This is a genomic window from Clostridioides sp. ZZV14-6150 (assembly GCF_020657875.1).
Lineage (GTDB): Bacteria > Bacillota > Clostridia > Peptostreptococcales > Peptostreptococcaceae > Clostridioides.
Window position 1 is genome coordinate 445,867 of record NZ_JAGWDA010000001.1, and the last position, 18,148, is coordinate 464,014.

An 18,148-nucleotide genomic window follows, 5' to 3' on the forward strand; every position below is an offset into this window, starting at 1 on the left:
AGATTTGAGTAATTATTTTTTATTGTAATTTCTTTCTCCAAAGATTGATGTTCCAACTCTAACAATGGTAGCCCCTTCCTCTATAGCAATTTCATAATCGTGACTCATTCCCATTGATAAAACATCCATACCTACATTAGATATGTTTAATTCTTTTATTTGTATTGATAAATCTTTAAGACCTTTAAATACACCTCTTATTTCATCTTCATCTGCTACAAAAGGTGCCATTGTCATTAGACCTTTTATTTTTATATTTTTATATTTTTCTGACACTTCTTTGACAAAATCTATAACTTCTCCTTTGTCAAGTCCATGTTTAGATTCTTCTTTAGATATATTCACTTGTACTAAGCAATCTATTTCTCTATTTATTTGCTCAGCCCGTTTTTGAATTTCCTCGCATAACGCGATTCTATCTAAAGAATGTATCATACAGACTTTATCTATTATGTACTTAACTTTATTTGTTTGCAAAGTTCCTATTAAATGCCAATTTAGTTTGTCACCTATAATATCATACTTTCTAGCTAATTCTTGAGGTTTATTTTCACCAACAGAAGTAATTCCTTCTTCCATTGCTTCACTAACTAAATCTACATCAACAGTTTTTGTAACTGCTAGAAGAGTAATCTCTTTACTATCTCTATTTACTTTTTTTGCGACTTCATCAATTTTACTTCTTACTTTAGATAAATTCTCTTTAACAGAACCCATTATTATCACCTACTTTATCCTTATATTTGTGTTTATTCTGTTGGGTCTTAAAATTATTTTGTCATATAGATTAACACTTTTAACTCCATTTATGTCATTTTTATAATAATCCACAAATACAGAAGATTCATTTTCATAAGTTATCCCTTCTAGTATGACAAATTTTACACTTTGTGATTGTTCATCAATTACATATACACCACGTTTATTGTCTTTTGTTTTTATAGAAGTTTTAGGTATTTTTAAACATTCCATCTGATTATATATTATATCAAATTCTTCGACACTTGTATCCTGATTTCCAATAATTTGGTTACTTATTTTTAATTTTACCATTATTTTATTATTATTTTTATATATTTTGTAAACTTTTGCATCTATTTTTTGTTTGTTATATTCAATTATGACATCTTGATTTTTTTTAAAGCTTTTAGAATCTTCTTTATCAACATATATTGATAAAAAACTACTCTGGTCATTAAAGTCTTTTTCTAAAGTACCTTCTGTACTAATTTTTGCATCGACTACTTCAGATTTTAATACTACTGTATCTACATTCTTACTAATAATCATTACTAAGATATTAAACACTAAATATATAAGAATACCAAGTATCACTAATCTGGTATATTTAACCTTTTTCAAATACTCTCCCCCTATAAAATTACTTTCATTATAAATACTTCTTCTAAAAAAGGTTTATTCCTTTTTTATATGATAATAATTGTTTTTTTTCATATTAAATTTATTTTTTATCAATCTTCCTATACAAGATTGTATTATTTATATATAATTATCTTATAAAGTATAAGTTTAACTTACATTTTAAACTTGCTTTATATACTTTTATAGTTATTTTTATTTTTAGATACAATATAAAACCAATTAAAATTTAAAATTACTTTTGTTCTGTTGTCATTAATTAGTTAATTATTTACACATTAGGATAACGTTATCATAAGCAAAAGTTTATGTCCTAAAAAAAATACAAGGAGGATTTTCTTATGTCAGAAATTTTATTAGGAACAGGTTTACTTTTATTGGTTCTATGTTGTTTCACAATTTTTAGTTACAAAGCTCCATATGGTATGAAAGCTATGGGAGCTCTTGCAAGTGCTGCTTGTGCTACTTTCTTAGTCGAGGCATTCAACCTTTCTTTACTTGGCGACGTTTTAGGTATGGAATTTTTTAGAAGTGTTGGGGCCGCTAATGGTAGCCTTGGTGGAGTTGCTGCTGCTATACTTGTACCTTTAGCTCTTGGTGTATCTCCAGTTTATGCAGTTCTAATAGGATTATCGTGTTTAGATTTTTCTATATTATCTGGATTCGTTGCTGGGTACTTTGTTTCTTTCTTGATTAAGTTTATAGAGAAAAAGGTACCACCTGGAGTGGATTTAGTAGTAGTAATCCTTCTATGTGCACCACTATCTCGTCTTATAGCATCAAATGTAGACCCATTAGTTAATAGTACACTACTACAAATTGGACAAGTTTTAATAGAGGCTACTAATATTAGTCCTATAGTGATGGGAATTATATTAGGAGGCTTAATAACAGTAGTTGGTACATCTCCACTTAGTTCAATGGCGCTTACATCTATAATTGGTCTTACTGGTCTTCCTATGGCAATAGGAGCATTAGGTGCTTTTGGTTCAGCTTTTATGAACTCAACACTATTTGCAAGATTGAAGTTAGGATCTAAAAAAGATATTATATCTGTCGCTATTGAACCACTGACTCAATCAGATATAATTTCGGCAAATCCAATACCTATATATTGTACTAATTTCTTTGGAGGCGCTTTTTCTGGTATCGTTGTAGCTTTGATGGGGCTTGTAAATATGACACCAGGTACAGCTACTCCTGTAGCTGGATTTGCTATAATGTTTGCCTATAATCCAGTTAATCAAGTACTTATAACAGCTGGATTGTGTGCCTTATTTAATGTAGTCGCAGGATTTTTAGGCTCAAAAATATTCAGTACTTTTAAAGTTCTTACTGCTGATGAAATACGTGGTACTGATATAGAAGAAGAAATTGCTTAAAAACAATAAGATTTATAAATTAATATTTTAAGTTGATATTTTAAATGATAGAGTTTTATATTGTAGGCAATTTTATTAATTGCAAGCGTTTTATTTTTATATTTGTTTATGATTATTATGTGTGTTAAATATTTAGATAGATTTTTATTTTTTTAAATTTAGTTTTTTATTTGGTTGATATAACTTATTAATATTTAAATATAATAACTTTTAAATTTTTTAAAATGTTTTACTTAATTACTTGAAAATATTATTAAATTTAAAATTCAAAATAAAAGGGGTTTTCTCAAAATTGATTTTTTCTAATCAAATTTTAAGTTTAACTCCTTTTTTGAATTTTTATATGTTATTTTTTATTACTTCTTTTTAATTAATATCTTAAACTTTAATATTGAGGAAATTTGGGCAAAAGAAATAAAGCATATGTATCTTAAAAAAATTTAATTACATAGCTATTTCAAATAAGTATTTTCCAAATTTTCTTTTCTGTATTCGATTATGCAATTTATCAATATCATATGCTAACGCCAATAGATAATATTAAGTTCTTACATTTGTAGTATTATTTTGTAACGCCGAAATGTCCTTCTACTTGAATAGAGTGATTCATTCTAAGCAAAATTCCTACTTTATTTTTAATATTATCTTGACTACGCTTCCTAAGTTTAGTTAAAACTTTAGAACATTCAATCTTTTTATTATTCTTACCTTTAAAGCATTTTCCACGTAAAAAGCAATTATTATAGCTTTCACATTTATACACTTGTACTTCATATGTATCCATTTTTATTTGTTTTCTTTTTAGATATGTAACTTTAATAAGTCTCTTATTAGCACAAGTATATACATCTGATTCAGAATCATATTTCATATTTATTTTCTATATTTTTCAAAATAGATGGAAAATAGAGTAGTTTCAAACTGCTCTACTTTTTTATCTAAAATAAAAAGTGTATATATAATTTATTATATAAGTTATTTTATTTATTCAATAAATGGAAAATTTTTTCAATATAAGATATGTTATAATAAATATTTAGTGTATGATATTTAAGAAAATAATGATTTTAAATTAGGGTTTTATATTAACTAAGTGATATGTAAATAAATTATTAGCATATGCTTGTTGTAAAGCCTATCCAAGTTTTATATTAACTAAGTGGTATGTAAATTCACCAGGTAAGATAAATTCATTAAATTTACCTGGAAGGTTTTATGTTAACTAAGTAGTATGTAAATGAAGGTCTTTCTATTGTTTTATTTAAAGAGTATTCTTTTTATATTAACTAAGTAGTATGTGAGTAGTTTCTTCCCTCCATTACTTTTTCTTCTTTCTACTCTAGTCTTATAGTGAATACGTACAAAACAAAATAGTTTCAAATTTCTCTGTTTCTTTATCTAAAACTAAATAAAAAATGTATATATAAATTTAAATAATTTTAGTTCTTTATATTTAGTTTATTTAATAAATCTAGATTTTTGCTAGATAAAATACGATATAATGAATATATAATATGCAGTGTGCAATATTTTGAAAATAAACGCTGTACGAATTGGAAATACTGTTTTACAAGGTGTTTTTTTAAATATCAAAAACACTACTCATAATTCAGTGCTTTGTGTGATTGAAAGTTTTGAAAATACTAGATTTGAATTAGTGTTTTATATTAACTAAGTGGAAAACAGGAGTTATCTCAAAATTGATTTTTTTCTAATCAAATTTTAAGTTTAACTCCTTTTTTAATTAGTATCTTAAATTTTAATACTGAGTAAATTTGAGAACAAGAAATAAAGCATATGTATAAAAAATTAACTACATAGCTATTTCAAATAAGTGTTTTCTGAATCTATATTTTTGTATTCGATTATGCAATTTATAAATATCAAAGGCTAACGCCAATAGATAATATTAATTTCTTACATTTATAGTCTTGTTTTGTAACACCGAAAGTTTCTTCTACTTGAATAGAGTAATTCATTCTAAGCAAAATTCCTACTTTATTTTTAATATTATCTTGACTACGCTTCCTAAGTTTAGTTAAATTCAAGAATATTCAATCTTTTTATTATTCTTACCTTTAAAGCATTTGCTACATAAAAAGCAGTCATTGCAGCTTTCACATTCATACACCTGTACTTCAGATGTATATCCACTTTTATTCGTTCTCTTTTTCAGATATATAGGTCTAAGAAGTCTCTTATTAGCACAAGTATATACATCTGATTCAGAATCATATTTCATCTTCTCTTTTCTTCCTACTATAGGATTTAAAGCTATGCTTTTTAATTTGTTTGTAATTTGCAGGTTTAATATATGAATTAAGGTTTTGATCTTCTAAATACTTATAGTTTTCTTAACTTTCATATCCAGCATCACATACAATATTTTTAAATTGCTTTTCTCTGTTTTTTTACAAAAAAAGAGATGATTCAAATTTTTATTTTGAGACATCCCCTTTATTATTGCTTTAATTCAAATAATTAATTTTAAATTTATATTCTTAGTTATAATTTTTTAATCTAGACTTTGTTCTAAATAGAAAACTATTTTTTCTTAAATTACACTAGATATGTAAATGTACTTAGTTTTTAAATGAATGTATAGGAGCTGGAATTCTTCCTCCTCTTTGGGTAAATAGTTCAGATGAATTTTTATTTATAGGCATTACTGGTGCTCGTCCTAAAAGACCTCCAAACTCGACCATATCACCTACATCGCATCCTGGTGCTGGTATAATTCTAACTGCTGTAGTCTTATTATTAATCATACCTATTGCTGCTTCATCAGCTATCATAGCTCCAAGTGTACCTGCTGTAGTGTCTCCTGGCACAGCTATCATATCAAGACCTACAGAACAAATTGCAGTCATAGCTTCAAGTTTATCTATACTTAAAGCACCCTTAATAACAGCATCAATCATACCTGCATCTTCAGATACTGGTATAAATGCTCCACTAAGTCCTCCAACATGTGAACATGCCATAACTCCACCTTTTTTAACAGCATCATTTAAAAGGGCTAATGCTGCTGTAGTACCATGAGTACCAACAACTTCAAGACCCATTTCCTCTAATATATTTGCTACAGAATCTCCAATTGCAGGTGTAGGAGCTAATGATAAGTCTATTATTCCAAATGGAACATCTAGTCTATTAGAAGCTTCTTTTGCTACAAGTTGTCCAACTCTTGTAATTTTAAATGCTGTCTTTTTAACAGTTTCTGCGACAACATCAAATGGCTCTCCTTTTACCTTTTCTAAAGCTCTCTTAACAACTCCAGGACCACTTACACCAACATTGATAATTCTATCTGCTTCACCAACACCATGGAATGCGCCTGCCATAAATGGATTATCTTCTACTGCATTACAAAATACTACTAGTTTTGCACAACCAAAACCTTTTGCATCTTTTGTCATTTCTGCAGTTTCTTTTATAATTTCTCCCATTTCTTTTACTGCATCCATGTTTATACCACATCTTGTAGAACCTACATTTACTGAAGCACATACCTTATTAGTACTTGCTAAAGCTTTTGGGATTGATTTAATTAATATCTTATCACCTTTTGTATATCCTTTTTGAACCAATGCTGAAAACCCACCAATAAAGTCTATCCCTAAATCCTCTGCTGCTCTATCTAATGTCTGTGCAAATTTCACATAATCTTCTTCATCTGTTGCACCTGCAATAATAGAGATTGGAGTTACTGATACTCTTTTATTTACAATTGGAATACCAAATTCACGTTCTATATCCTTACCAACTTTTACTAAGTTTTTAGCAGAATTCATAATTTTATTATATATTTTTTCTCTCGCTTTATCTCCATCAGGGTCTATACAATCTAGTAATGAAATCCCCATAGTTATAGTTCTTATATCTAACTGTTCTTCATCTATCATCTTGATTGTTTCAAGTATATTTCCTACATTCACTGTTATCACCTCTCCTTACTGTTTGCTACAGATTATGCATTGAATTAAATATTTCTTCTCTTTGAATTTTTACATCTACTGATAATTTCTTTCCTCTTTCAATTAAATCTTCAACTGTTTGCTCAAAAGAATTTAATGCTTTTTCTAAATCAACTACCATAATCATTGTAAAATATTCTTGAAGTATTTTTTGTGAAATATCTACTATGTTAATATTTTGTTTGTATAACTCATCACTAATGCCTGCTACTATACCTGGTTTATCCTTCCCAATTACTGTTAAAATTGCTCTCATAATAATATCCTCCCTTAATTTTTTTATAAATCTTACATTTTTACAAATTGAACTAGTTGTTAACATATATTTCATTTATTTGTTGGTAAATCACTTTTTATGTATATATTTAATATATTTTAATACCTATACATTCATTTGTCAATTTTTTTTCAATATTCTATTATTTTTATACTATTTAACGAAACTGTATATTATATATCCTTTTATTGATAGTAATATATAGTTTTCATAATACTGAAAGGTATTATTTATCAACTTTATAATTTACTAAATAATCCCTTTTTAAAAATTATTTTTTTATTTGTATGAATTCTATTACATTTTTTCTTACACTTGGATTTACAACTAATATAGAAACAATCATAGTTGGAGTTAATATACAAAGTAAAAAGAAAATCTCTCTATTTAAATTATATTTTTTAGATATAGATTTAAGATTCTCATTGTAATTTGCTATTTCATCATAATTATTTACTCCTAACTTTACATTATCTATTTCTTGATTTTTGTTTACAAAAACATTCCTATAGGAGAAATATTGATTATTATTGCTAAATACTGATTTTTGCTTTAAATTATAATTTCTATCATCTTCTGGCATTAAATTTTTACTATTAAATTTATTTTTATCCTCATAATCATTTTCTTTATCACTATTTATATTGGCATCTTCTTTATTATTTTGATGATTTTTATCATCAACACCACCAGCACTTGGTCCTATGTTATCTTCTGGAGCATTTGGTTTTCCTCCATTAGAATCATTATTTTCATTACTAGCACTGTCATTATTTTCTTTATTTTCGTCATTATTATCTTCTTTATTTTCATTGTTATTACCCTCATTTTTACTGCTACTGTCATCTCTATCTGGGTCATCTCTACCACCACCTCCACGGTCGCCTCCATCGATAATAACGTCTCGGTCATCTTCTGGTGTCATCTGGTCACTACCTCCACCTATCACAAATCCTGGTTTTAAAAATATATTTGAATATCCATCTCTCAATCCACCCTCTACATTTACTCTGAAGCATCTCAACTTAAAATCTTCAAAATTAAGTGTAGCTTGCTTGCTAATATAATCTAATTCTTTGCTTGCCCAATTTATACCATCATCAGAATATTCTACAAATACCTTCTTGGCATTATATGGCATACTATAATCGAAAAGAGCTGAATAACCCTTTCTTGAGTTTATAAAAAATACTTCTAAATCATTTATAGGTCCTTTATTTGTAATATGAACATATAAAATAGGAGCAACATTATCATTTAGCACTATATTCTTTTCATTTAGATGTTCTTCTTTAAATTTTCCTTTTATTATGAATTCTGTATCTTTATTTAAATCAGTATAGTAATTTGATAAATCCCAATCTACATCTAATGTTACAAACTTTCCACTAGAAGTTTTTAAAGTTACAGTTTGAGGGAATTTTAAATCTTCTATTTTATCTTCTTTTGTTATCATTATTTCCTCTTCAAAGACTCCAATACCTCTACGATTACACCTTATAATATTATAATCATCATCTCGAGGTATACCTGGCATTATCATATTTTGGTCTCCTATAATATAGACATTCTTAGTCTCTGATACAATTGATTTTCCTTTTTTAGAGTTACTTCCTACTCCTATACTTTGTTGTTTATTATCATCATTAACAATTACTGAAGTATCCTCTATTTCGACTTCTCCCTTAGAATAAATTCCTATAGCATTTTCTCCATCAACTTCAATTGTTTTACAGTCTACTCTAACATCATTTTCCGAATAAATTCCTATAGCGTTTTCTCCACTTGATTTTATGTTTCCAACCTCACCATAATATGTATCTATAAATAAATCAGCTTCTTTTTCTGCATATAAAGCAGTCCCATTTAAAGCAGTTATATTGTCTATTCCTATCCTTAGCTTTCCTCCTCGTTCTACATGAATTACACCTTCAGTTTCACCTTCTCCAACTATATTTAGTTCATTCCCATTGATAAAAAAATTCCCTTTATCTTTTATGAGTATCTTATACTTATTAGTATCTATTGTAATCTTAGTTCCATATGGAATATTAAGTTCAAAATAATCATCTATTACCATATCACAAGGAAGAGTGTAAACTATTTTTTCACTGTTATCTTCATTTTTCAAAATCCAACTTTTAAAATCATTCAGACAATTACTTTCTTGTGAAAAACTCTTATTTGGGAAAAGTACAAAAATCACAATTAACAAATTTATAAAAATAAAAGCTTTATTTTTTTTATTCATATCTTTATCCTACTAATTCCTTTCTCAAATAACATCAATTTCTTTAAAATAGTTTCACTCATTTTATTATTTAAATTTTATAAATTTACGAATATATTTTATAATACTTGGATTTACTGCTATCATTGAGCCTATCATAATTAAAGTAACAATTCCAATACCAATAATAACTCCACTATGAGAGTTTTGAATTTTATTATAGGGTTTAGAAGTAAGATTTATCTTCTTATTAGTCTTGTCACCATTAGAAATATATTCTCTATTTGGTAGATTCTCATAATTAGATTCACTTTTAGAAGATTTCTCATTTTCACTATACGCATATATTAATTTTTCTTTTAAGCTATTTTCAAATTTGTTTTCTATAATTAAAGTATTATTTTTAATATTATTGTCTTTATTATTTATATTGTTTTTTTCTTTATCAATCTTAATATTTTTTTCGTCTTGATGTGGCTTATTATCTTTTTCCTTATCATTAGATTCAATGATTTTGTCAGAATCCTCAGGTCTTTGCTCATCAGCATCATCATTTTTATTATCATTATTTTTATCCATAATAAGCCCACTGTCATCTCTATCTGGGTCATCTCTACCTCCTCCTCCACGGTCACCATCGATATCTTCGTTTTCTTGTTCATCATCTGGTGTTATTTGTCCTTCTCCTCCATCCATTACAAATCCAGGCTTTAGTACTATATTTGAATATCCATCTCTAAATCCTCCTTCTACTTTTATCCTAAAACAACGTAATTTAAAATCCTCAAAGAAGAGAATTACCTGCTCACTGATATCTTCTTGTTCCTCACTTATCCAATTGACTCCATCTTCTGAGTATTCAACAAAAACTTTATTTGCATTATATGGCATATCATAGTCCAATATGGCTAAATATCCATAACGTGTATTTTGAAAATCAAAACTTAAATTATCTATTGGCTTTTTTTCCACAATATGTACATCCAAAGTAGGAACAACATCATCATTTAATATTATTTTTTTTAGATTTAAATCTTCATCTTTGAACTTACCTTTTATACTGAAGTCATACCCCTTTACTAAATTTTCATAATAATCAGAAATATCCCATTCCATATCTATCTTAACATTAGTGCCACTAGAAGTTTGTATCAAAACATCCTTCGGAAAATTTATATCTTCTATTTTATCTTCTTTGCATACTTGTATTTTCTTATCAAACACATAAATACCTCTGGCAGAACATTCTATAATATTGTAACCAGAATCGTTTGAGATAGCAGGTATTAACTCATTATCATCATTAATTATATAAATATTTTTACTTTCTGATACAATGGATTGCGCAGTTTTATATAAATTTTTTAATAATCTATTTTCGTTATCATTGCCATAAGCTCTTACTGATGTACTTTCCAACTCAACATCACCCTTACAATAGATTCCTATAGCATTTTCTCCTCTTACTTCTATATCTCTATATGGAACCCTAATATTATTTCCAGAATAAATTCCTATAGCATCATTTCCGTTTGCTTTTATCTTTCCAACATTTTGATAGTAACAACTAAAATTTAAAATACCTCCTTCTTCAACATACAAAGCAGTTCCATTAGTAGCAATTATATTGTCTATACCTATACCTAACTTTCCTCCCTCTTCCACATGTATTACTCCATCTTTTCCGCCCTCTCCTATTATATTCAATTCATTATCTTCAACTATAAAATTACCTTGGTCTTTTATTAGTACTTTATGCGTATTAGTGTCTATTGTAAAATTAGTTCCATATGGAATATAAAATCTAAACTCTTTATCTATTACCATATCGCAGGGTAGAGTATAAACAATATCTTCAGTACTGTTTTTATTTTCTTGAACCCATTTTTTAAAATCTTCTAGACAATTTTCTTCTTGTCCAAAAACTTTATTTGGAAAAATCATAAAACATATCACTACTAAATTTATAAAAATAAATATCTCCGATTTTTTCACCTTACACCTCTAGAATTTTTTTAGTTTTAGTATAGTAATGTTGAAAAATGTACTTTCTCAATATAATTTTTCCATAAATAGTGTTTATTGTCAATTTATATAAATATTTTTACCAACTTTTATAAATAAAAAGCTACTTGTTAAAGTAAACAAATCTTTTACTTTAACAAGTAGCTATATTTTTATAATAAAATAGTTATAATATTAGAGCTTCCTTCATTTACAATTTTTTGTAGAGTCTTTTGCATCTTGACTCTTATTTCCTCTGGCATAGTATATAATTTACTTTGAAGCTGCTCTTTTACTAAATCATGAAGTGACTTACCAAACATATTTGACTCCCACAAATCTGCTGGTTGTTCTTCAAATACCTCCATGAGATATTTTATCATCTCTTCACCTTGATTTTGATTTCCAACTATAGGAGAAACTTCTGTAGATATATCTGCTTTTATAATGTGAAGTGATGGTGCATTAGCTTTTAACTTAATACCATACTGTTTTCCTTGTTTCATTATTTCTGGCTCTTCCAAGCTAAGTTCCTCTAAAGAAGGTGCTACTACTCCATATCCTTTTATCTTAGCATCCATTAAAGCACTTTCTATCTTATCATACTCATTTTTAACTTTAGATAATCTAGTTATCAGGCTAAGCAATTGATAATCTCCTTCAATTTTAAATCCACTTTTTTCTTCAAGGACATTATAGAATAAATCTTGCTTTGTTTGTAAGTCAATATTTATGACACCTTCTCCTAACTCCACATGGTCAACACCTGTATCATCTAAAAACTCTAACTCAGAGAAACCTTGCATAATTCCTTCTATATCTCTTATTTTACCTATGTCTATAATGCTCTGTTTTAATGTTGTTATTATACTGCTTTTTATCCAGTGATTTCTCTCAAGACCTTCCACCCATTTAGGTAAGTTTATTCTTATTTCTGTAAGTGGGAAATCATATAGTACAGTTTCCATAACTTCTTCTATATCCTCATCTTCCATTTCAACTATATTCATTGGAAGAACTGGAACTTCATATTTTTCCTCTAATTCATTTCTAAGCAGACTTGTTTCTTCACTTCTAGGACTTAATGTATTTAAAACCACAGCAAATGGTTTTTTAAGATTTTTTAATTCTTGTATAACTCTCTCTTCTGGCTCTACATAGCTTTTTCTGTCAATACCAGTAACTGAACCATCTGTCAAGACAACTATTCCTATTGTAGAATGGTCTTTTATAACTTTTTTAGTCCCTATCTCTGCTGCTTTCTCAAATGTCATAGCTTCTTGTGACCAAGGAGTGGATACTAATCTTTGCTTTCCACCTTCCTCATGACCTAAAGCTCCTTCAACTATGTATCCAACACAATCTACCATTCTCACTTTTAAAGATACTGTGTCTTTTATTTTAATTTCTACACCATCTGCTGGTACAAATTTTGGTTCTACTGTCATTATAGTTTTGCCTGAACCACTTTGAGGTATCTCATCTCTTGTTCTATCTTTTTTGAACTCATTGTCTATATTTGGGATAACCAACTTTTCCATAAACTTTCTTATAAAAGTTGATTTTCCTGTTCTTACAGGTCCCACTACTCCAATATATATATCCCCCTGAGTCCTTTTGGATATATCTTCGTATATATTATTATTCATATTATTCCTCCTATACATCTAATCTTATTAAATTATATTTAGATTTCGAGGTTAATATTCTTAAAATAGAAAAATAAAGACCAGCAATATTAATTTAGTTTACATATAGAAATTTGCAAATTTCAATGTAAATTAAATTATAATGCTAGCCCAAATAGTAGTGTATTATATTAACTAACTTTAGTAGTATTTTCATTTGACTTACTATTCATTTCAATAAGCTCTTTACGTCTTTCTTTAGTCATATTCATCCATATAAATGTAAACACCAATCCAATTATGGCTACTATAGTAAGAACTATGAAGTAGTACTTATATCCAGTTACACCTGGAAATGCATCTAATATCTTTCCTGCTGCTAGAGGACAAAGTACTTCTGGAAGATATCCTAATGTAGCAACTATACCTATAGCAGTTCCTGATATCGATAGTGAATAATTACCTTCTTCAAGTAACGAATAGTGTAAACCTTGAATGGCATACATAGATACATATATTGCAACACATCCAATCAATAGTACATAAATCATAGAAGATTTTGTTGGTGTAAATATTACACCTAAAAGTCCTGCAATCATAAGTATAAATCCATAAGATATAATCTTTGATGAACCAACTTTATCTCCAAGTAATCCAGAGGCTGCTGATGCTACTGGTCTACAATACTGAGCTAATATTGATATTGCAGATGCAAATACTACAGTTGCTCCAAATGCTTCAGTTGAATATGGCGTAAAATAGTAAAATGACATATTAGCTGAATATGAACAAAACATTATTATTGTTATTATCCATGTATGAGGCATTTTTATTACTGTAAAGAAAGCTTCTTTATCAAATTTGGCTGATACCTCTTTTTCATTATCTTTTAACTTAAAAAATACTAATAATCCAACTATTACATTTATAGCTGAATACAACACTATAATAGCTGTAAGACCAGATTTATCACTTACTTTTGATGAAATGTATCCAAATAATATTAAGACTAGAGATAAATGAATTGCATTGGTAATTCCACGACCACTTTCCATAAATCCAAAAGCCTTTCCTTGTTCATTTTCAGAGGCTAACATCCTAACAGCTTTTACAAGCGCTGGCCAAAAAGTAAGTATTGTTGTTATTCCCCATAAAGCATGGATTAAAAATACAATAGTATATGGAGGATAAAGTGTTAATACAAGACCCAATACTCCTGTAATAATTAAAGAACCTGAAAGTAGCTTTCTGGCTGAAATACGATCTGCTAAGAAACCACCAAAAAGGTATGATACCATTGCAAGTAAACCATAAATACTTCCTAAACTACCCATTTGTGTATTTGTAAGATTAAATGCTTGTGCAAAAGTATCATAATAATAATTTTTTAAATATGGTAAAGCATATATAAAGGCTCCTGCTACAAAGAGTATTATTAAGACTTTGAAATTTTTCCAAATGCTTGGTTTATTTACTTCAACTGACATATTTCCTCCTTATGTAAATACTCATAAATTTTTACGATAGCTAATTATTGATTTTTCAACATCCCAACATATTATAGATTTATTAATATATTATGTTAATTTATCCATAATTTTTAGTGAACTAAAGATAAATGCTTTTAGCTCACTAAAATAATTATATTTTTATTTATAGGAATCCCCAGAATTATTAGATACCTTCCTTTCATAGTTCTTCCATATCATTAAACCTGTTATTATAACAAAAAGACCTCCACCTATCATCTCAATCTCATAAACTATATTATCTTTTAAAGTCTCCATAACTGGTGCTGTTGAAAAAAGTATCCCCACTACAGTCACTACAAGTACCATTCTGGCTATATTGATACAAACTGAATCACTTTTTGCAATTGAGTATGGTCTTTCTTCGTTTGGTCTTGTCTTTCTAAGTCTTATATAAGACGTAAAAAGTAATACATATGGAAACAATGCTGTTAATGCTGTCATAGTAACAAGAACATTATATATATTATCTACTGATGGCAGTAAATTTGTTCCTATAAGAAGTAGACTCACTATTATAGCTTGAATTACTACAGCATTTGATGGTATATTGTGTTTATTTGTAACAGTTAATTGCTTAGGAAATACACCTTCTTTTACATTTCCAAAAAGCATCTTTACTGGACCTGCTATATAAAGTATTAGTGCTCCAAGTACCGATAAAGTTATACCAAATGCTACTACTCTTATAAACCAGCTTCCTATTCCTAAATCTTGTGCAACTTTAGCTAGTGCATCTAGTATTCCTGTTGATGCTGCAATTTCATCTGGAGGAAGTATCATTGTTATTGCTACTGAACCTAGGATATAGATTCCTCCTATTAAAACAGCTACTGTCAATATAGCTTTAGGAAAGTTTTTCTTAGCATTATCCATTTCAGTTATGAAATTAGCAGTTGTTTCAGCTCCTGATAGTGCAAATATTATAGCAGATATAGAAACTAGTGAATTAGCATCTATCTTTGGTATTATATTTTGGATTGTATATACAGATGCTGATGGAGCTTTTTTGAGAATAACTACAGACATAAATGCCATCACTATAAGTAATATAGCAGGAATTGTAGAACCTAATGCTCCTGTATTTGTAAAGAATTTTCCAAATGCCATTCCACGAGTACTTACTAGGGATAACATCCAGAATATTATAAGTGAAAGCACTAAAATAAACATCTTATTGTTTGATAGAGCAGGATTTCCAAGCATATAAGCAATATTTATAGCTAAAAATGTCAAGAAGGAAGAATACCAAAATATCTTTGATGTCCAATTTAACCATGACACCATAAATCCCCACTTCTCTCCATAAGCCTGTTTAACCCATTCTCCAAGTCCACCATCTTTTGGATATGTTGCAGCCAACTCTGCACATATAAGTGATGCTGGAACAAAGAATATAAAAGCAAACAACAACCAAACTGGTATCGAACCAAGACCCAACCCAAAACTAGAGGCAGTAGATTTAGCTATCCATCTAATCCCAAATAGTGCTGATATATTCATAAATACTAAATCCCAAAATCCAATCTTCTTTTTCACTGTAATTCCTCCAATTTTAAATTTACTTAAATTCATACATATGTACTAATTTAAATATCAAGTATAAGCTCTTCAACACTTCTTGGATAATTAGTTATAATTGTAGCACTATTTTTACCTACTATTGCTGTATCTGAGTGTCTAAATCCTCCAACTCCAGGTATATATATTCCTGGTTCCATAGAAAATACCATTCCTTCTTCTAGTATTAATTCATTGTCAAATCTTAAATATGGCTCTTCATGTTCTGATAAACCTAAACCATGACCAATTCTGTGATTTGAATATAACTCTAGACCATGCTTTGCAACAACAGCTCTTGCTGCTTCATCCACCATTCTTGCTGGTATTCCAGCTTTTATTGTATCTAATCCAGCTTGTTGAGCTTCTACTGCAATCTTAAATACTTCCTTTTGTCTTTCTGTTGGCTTACCTATAATAAAAGTTCTTTCATTTTCTGCTCTATAGTTTTCATACCAAACCTGTCTACTATGTATTACTATATCTCCTCTTTGAAGTATTCTAGTATTTGAGTCTAAATGTGGTTGTGCTGTTCTATCGATGCCTGAACAAGTCCAGTTTGCAAATCCTATATATGTATCAGGATAATTTTCAGATACATATTTTAGTAAAGCATTATCCCCTGCAACGTCAAATTCCAATTCACTCATCCCAACTCTAACATTTTCCAAAGAACCTTTTATTCCTATATCAGATAAGTAACCAGCTATCTTTAAAAATTCTATCTCTCTTGCGTCTTTTACATATCTCATTTCAAATATTTTACTTCCAACATCTTTAATAGCAAATGATTTCTCAGTTATATATTCTGAAAAGCTTGCAGATACTATATCTTTTTCTATCCCAACAGTTATCCCTTTAGGATATCTATTTAAAATTATATCTAAGTAATGTTTATGTGATATTCCATGTTCTTTCATTTCTGGTATTTCATAATATACATATACATTATCAACTTTTGCAACTTCTTTAGCATGTAGCTCCTCTAATCCAGGCACTATTAATTCTATTTTATCTTGAGTTACTACTGTTACAATTGGTCTAGAATAAGTTATTGCTTTAAATCCACTAATATAAAATTGGTTGTCTGGTTCAAATATTAGGGAAATTTCAATATTTTTTTCATTCATATACTTTCTTAATCTTTCTAGTCTCATGTTATTTGACATAGTACACCTCTTTCTCAATATTCAAATAATTTATTCAATACAACAAGTATGAATATATCATTTCAAAATTCTTAATATTTTTAGTACTTGTTGTATTCGTATGTAAATTAAATTTATTTGTGATTATTTTATCATAATCATGATTATTTTGTCAATCACGATTTAATTTTTAAATATTTTTTATATTCTGCTGATATTAAATTATCTAAAATATAACAAATATATATTATATTTTGGAATATTATTCTTGATTTATGATAAATTTAATGATAAAATCACGATTATATAAACTATATTGATTATTTGTAGGTGAATAAAATGACAAATAAAGAATTACAAAAGAAAAGGATATTGATGTATTTCATAGAAGCTGCTCAAAACATTATGGAAAATGAAGGAATAGAAAATATTACACTTCGTAAGGTTGCAGATATGGCTGGCTATAACAGTTCAACCCTATACAACTACTTTAAAAATTTAGACCATCTAATATCATTTGCATCTATAAAATATTTTAAAGATTATAACTTAAATATTTCAAGGTGTATAGAGAATGTAAATGATGAATATAAGAAATATATAATTATGTGGAAATTATTTTGTAAACATTCTTTTGACAATGCCCAAGCTTTTTATCAGGTATTTTTTAACTTGTCCAGTGATGAACTTAGTTATATAACAAAACAATATTATGATATGTTTCCAGAAGACTTAGGTATTCATGACAGTGATATATCTCTAATGATTACAGGAAAAAGTATAAAAGAAAGAAATAAAATACTATTGAACAATCTTGTAGATACTGGATATATACCATCTAAAGATTTAGACATAATCAATGATATAATTATTTCTTTTTATCAAAATCTATTATTCTTAAAAAAGAACACAGGAAAAAATTCTAATGATGATGAGTTAACTATGAAAATGATTTCTTCTATTGAATACATAATAAAACATGCTAAGTAATATTAAAATAGCCCTCTTTATAAAAAGAGGGCTAAAACACAGC

General features: G+C 28.0%; 14 protein-coding genes. 2 read left to right on the forward strand and 12 right to left on the reverse strand.

The window, feature by feature from the left end; genetic code table 11:
* Positions 1-12: 12 nt before the first annotated feature.
* Entirely contained in the window at positions 13-717 is a 705-nt protein-coding gene (locus KGF41_RS02000) for a YggS family pyridoxal phosphate-dependent enzyme (protein ID WP_227829149.1), read from the reverse strand.
* A 9-nt stretch (positions 718-726) separates the two neighbouring features.
* Entirely contained in the window at positions 727-1,362 is a 636-nt protein-coding gene (locus tag KGF41_RS02005) for an HlyD family efflux transporter periplasmic adaptor subunit (protein ID WP_227829150.1), read from the reverse strand.
* A 359-nt stretch (positions 1,363-1,721) separates the two neighbouring features.
* Between KGF41_RS02005 and KGF41_RS02010 the strand changes: the two genes are divergently transcribed.
* Positions 1,722-2,762, forward strand: coding sequence for a PTS sugar transporter subunit IIC (locus KGF41_RS02010; RefSeq protein WP_227829151.1), 1,041 nt, complete (start codon positions 1,722-1,724; stop codon positions 2,760-2,762).
* 562 nt (positions 2,763-3,324) lie between these two features.
* On the opposite strand, the gene KGF41_RS02015 is transcribed toward KGF41_RS02010, so the two are convergent.
* The 10 genes from KGF41_RS02015 to KGF41_RS02060 all read right to left on the reverse strand — a co-directional run bounded on the left by KGF41_RS02015 (position 3,325) and on the right by KGF41_RS02060 (position 17,136).
* On the reverse strand, positions 3,325-3,633 hold the full coding sequence (locus KGF41_RS02015; RefSeq protein WP_227829152.1) for a transposase: 309 nt from the start codon (positions 3,631-3,633) through the stop codon (positions 3,325-3,327).
* 1,173 nt (positions 3,634-4,806) lie between these two features.
* The gene (locus KGF41_RS02020; RefSeq protein WP_227829153.1) at positions 4,807-5,004 is read right to left on the reverse strand and encodes a transposase; all 198 of its coding nucleotides are present in this window, start codon (positions 5,002-5,004) and stop codon (positions 4,807-4,809) included.
* 340 nt (positions 5,005-5,344) lie between these two features.
* On the reverse strand, positions 5,345-6,700 hold the full coding sequence (locus tag KGF41_RS02025; RefSeq protein ID WP_227829154.1) for a PFL family protein: 1,356 nt from the start codon (positions 6,698-6,700) through the stop codon (positions 5,345-5,347).
* 25 nt (positions 6,701-6,725) lie between these two features.
* Positions 6,726-6,995, reverse strand: a complete 270-nt coding sequence (locus KGF41_RS02030; protein ID WP_227432440.1) for an ACT domain-containing protein — start codon at positions 6,993-6,995, stop codon at positions 6,726-6,728.
* A 292-nt stretch (positions 6,996-7,287) separates the two neighbouring features.
* Positions 7,288-9,267, reverse strand: a complete 1,980-nt coding sequence (locus tag KGF41_RS02035) for a hypothetical protein (protein ID WP_227856297.1) — start codon at positions 9,265-9,267, stop codon at positions 7,288-7,290.
* 66 nt (positions 9,268-9,333) lie between these two features.
* Positions 9,334-11,241, reverse strand: coding sequence for a hypothetical protein (locus KGF41_RS02040; RefSeq protein ID WP_227829156.1), 1,908 nt, complete (start codon positions 11,239-11,241; stop codon positions 9,334-9,336).
* A gap of 182 nt (positions 11,242-11,423) precedes the next feature.
* Positions 11,424-12,899: a stage IV sporulation protein A gene (gene spoIVA / locus KGF41_RS02045; RefSeq protein WP_227829157.1), complete on the reverse strand. Its 1,476-nt coding sequence runs from the start codon at positions 12,897-12,899 to the stop codon at positions 11,424-11,426.
* A gap of 170 nt (positions 12,900-13,069) precedes the next feature.
* Entirely contained in the window at positions 13,070-14,365 is a 1,296-nt protein-coding gene (locus tag KGF41_RS02050; protein WP_227839456.1) for an MFS transporter, read from the reverse strand.
* A gap of 162 nt (positions 14,366-14,527) precedes the next feature.
* Positions 14,528-15,982, reverse strand: a complete 1,455-nt coding sequence (locus KGF41_RS02055; protein ID WP_255611291.1) for an amino acid permease — start codon at positions 15,980-15,982, stop codon at positions 14,528-14,530.
* 14 nt (positions 15,983-15,996) lie between these two features.
* Positions 15,997-17,136: a M24 family metallopeptidase gene (locus KGF41_RS02060; protein WP_227839458.1), complete on the reverse strand. Its 1,140-nt coding sequence runs from the start codon at positions 17,134-17,136 to the stop codon at positions 15,997-15,999.
* Positions 17,137-17,454: 318 nt separating this feature from the next.
* On the opposite strand from KGF41_RS02060, the gene KGF41_RS02065 reads away from it, so the two are divergent.
* Positions 17,455-18,105, forward strand: a complete 651-nt coding sequence (locus KGF41_RS02065) for a TetR/AcrR family transcriptional regulator (protein WP_227829161.1) — start codon at positions 17,455-17,457, stop codon at positions 18,103-18,105.
* Positions 18,106-18,148 lie beyond the last annotated feature (43 nt).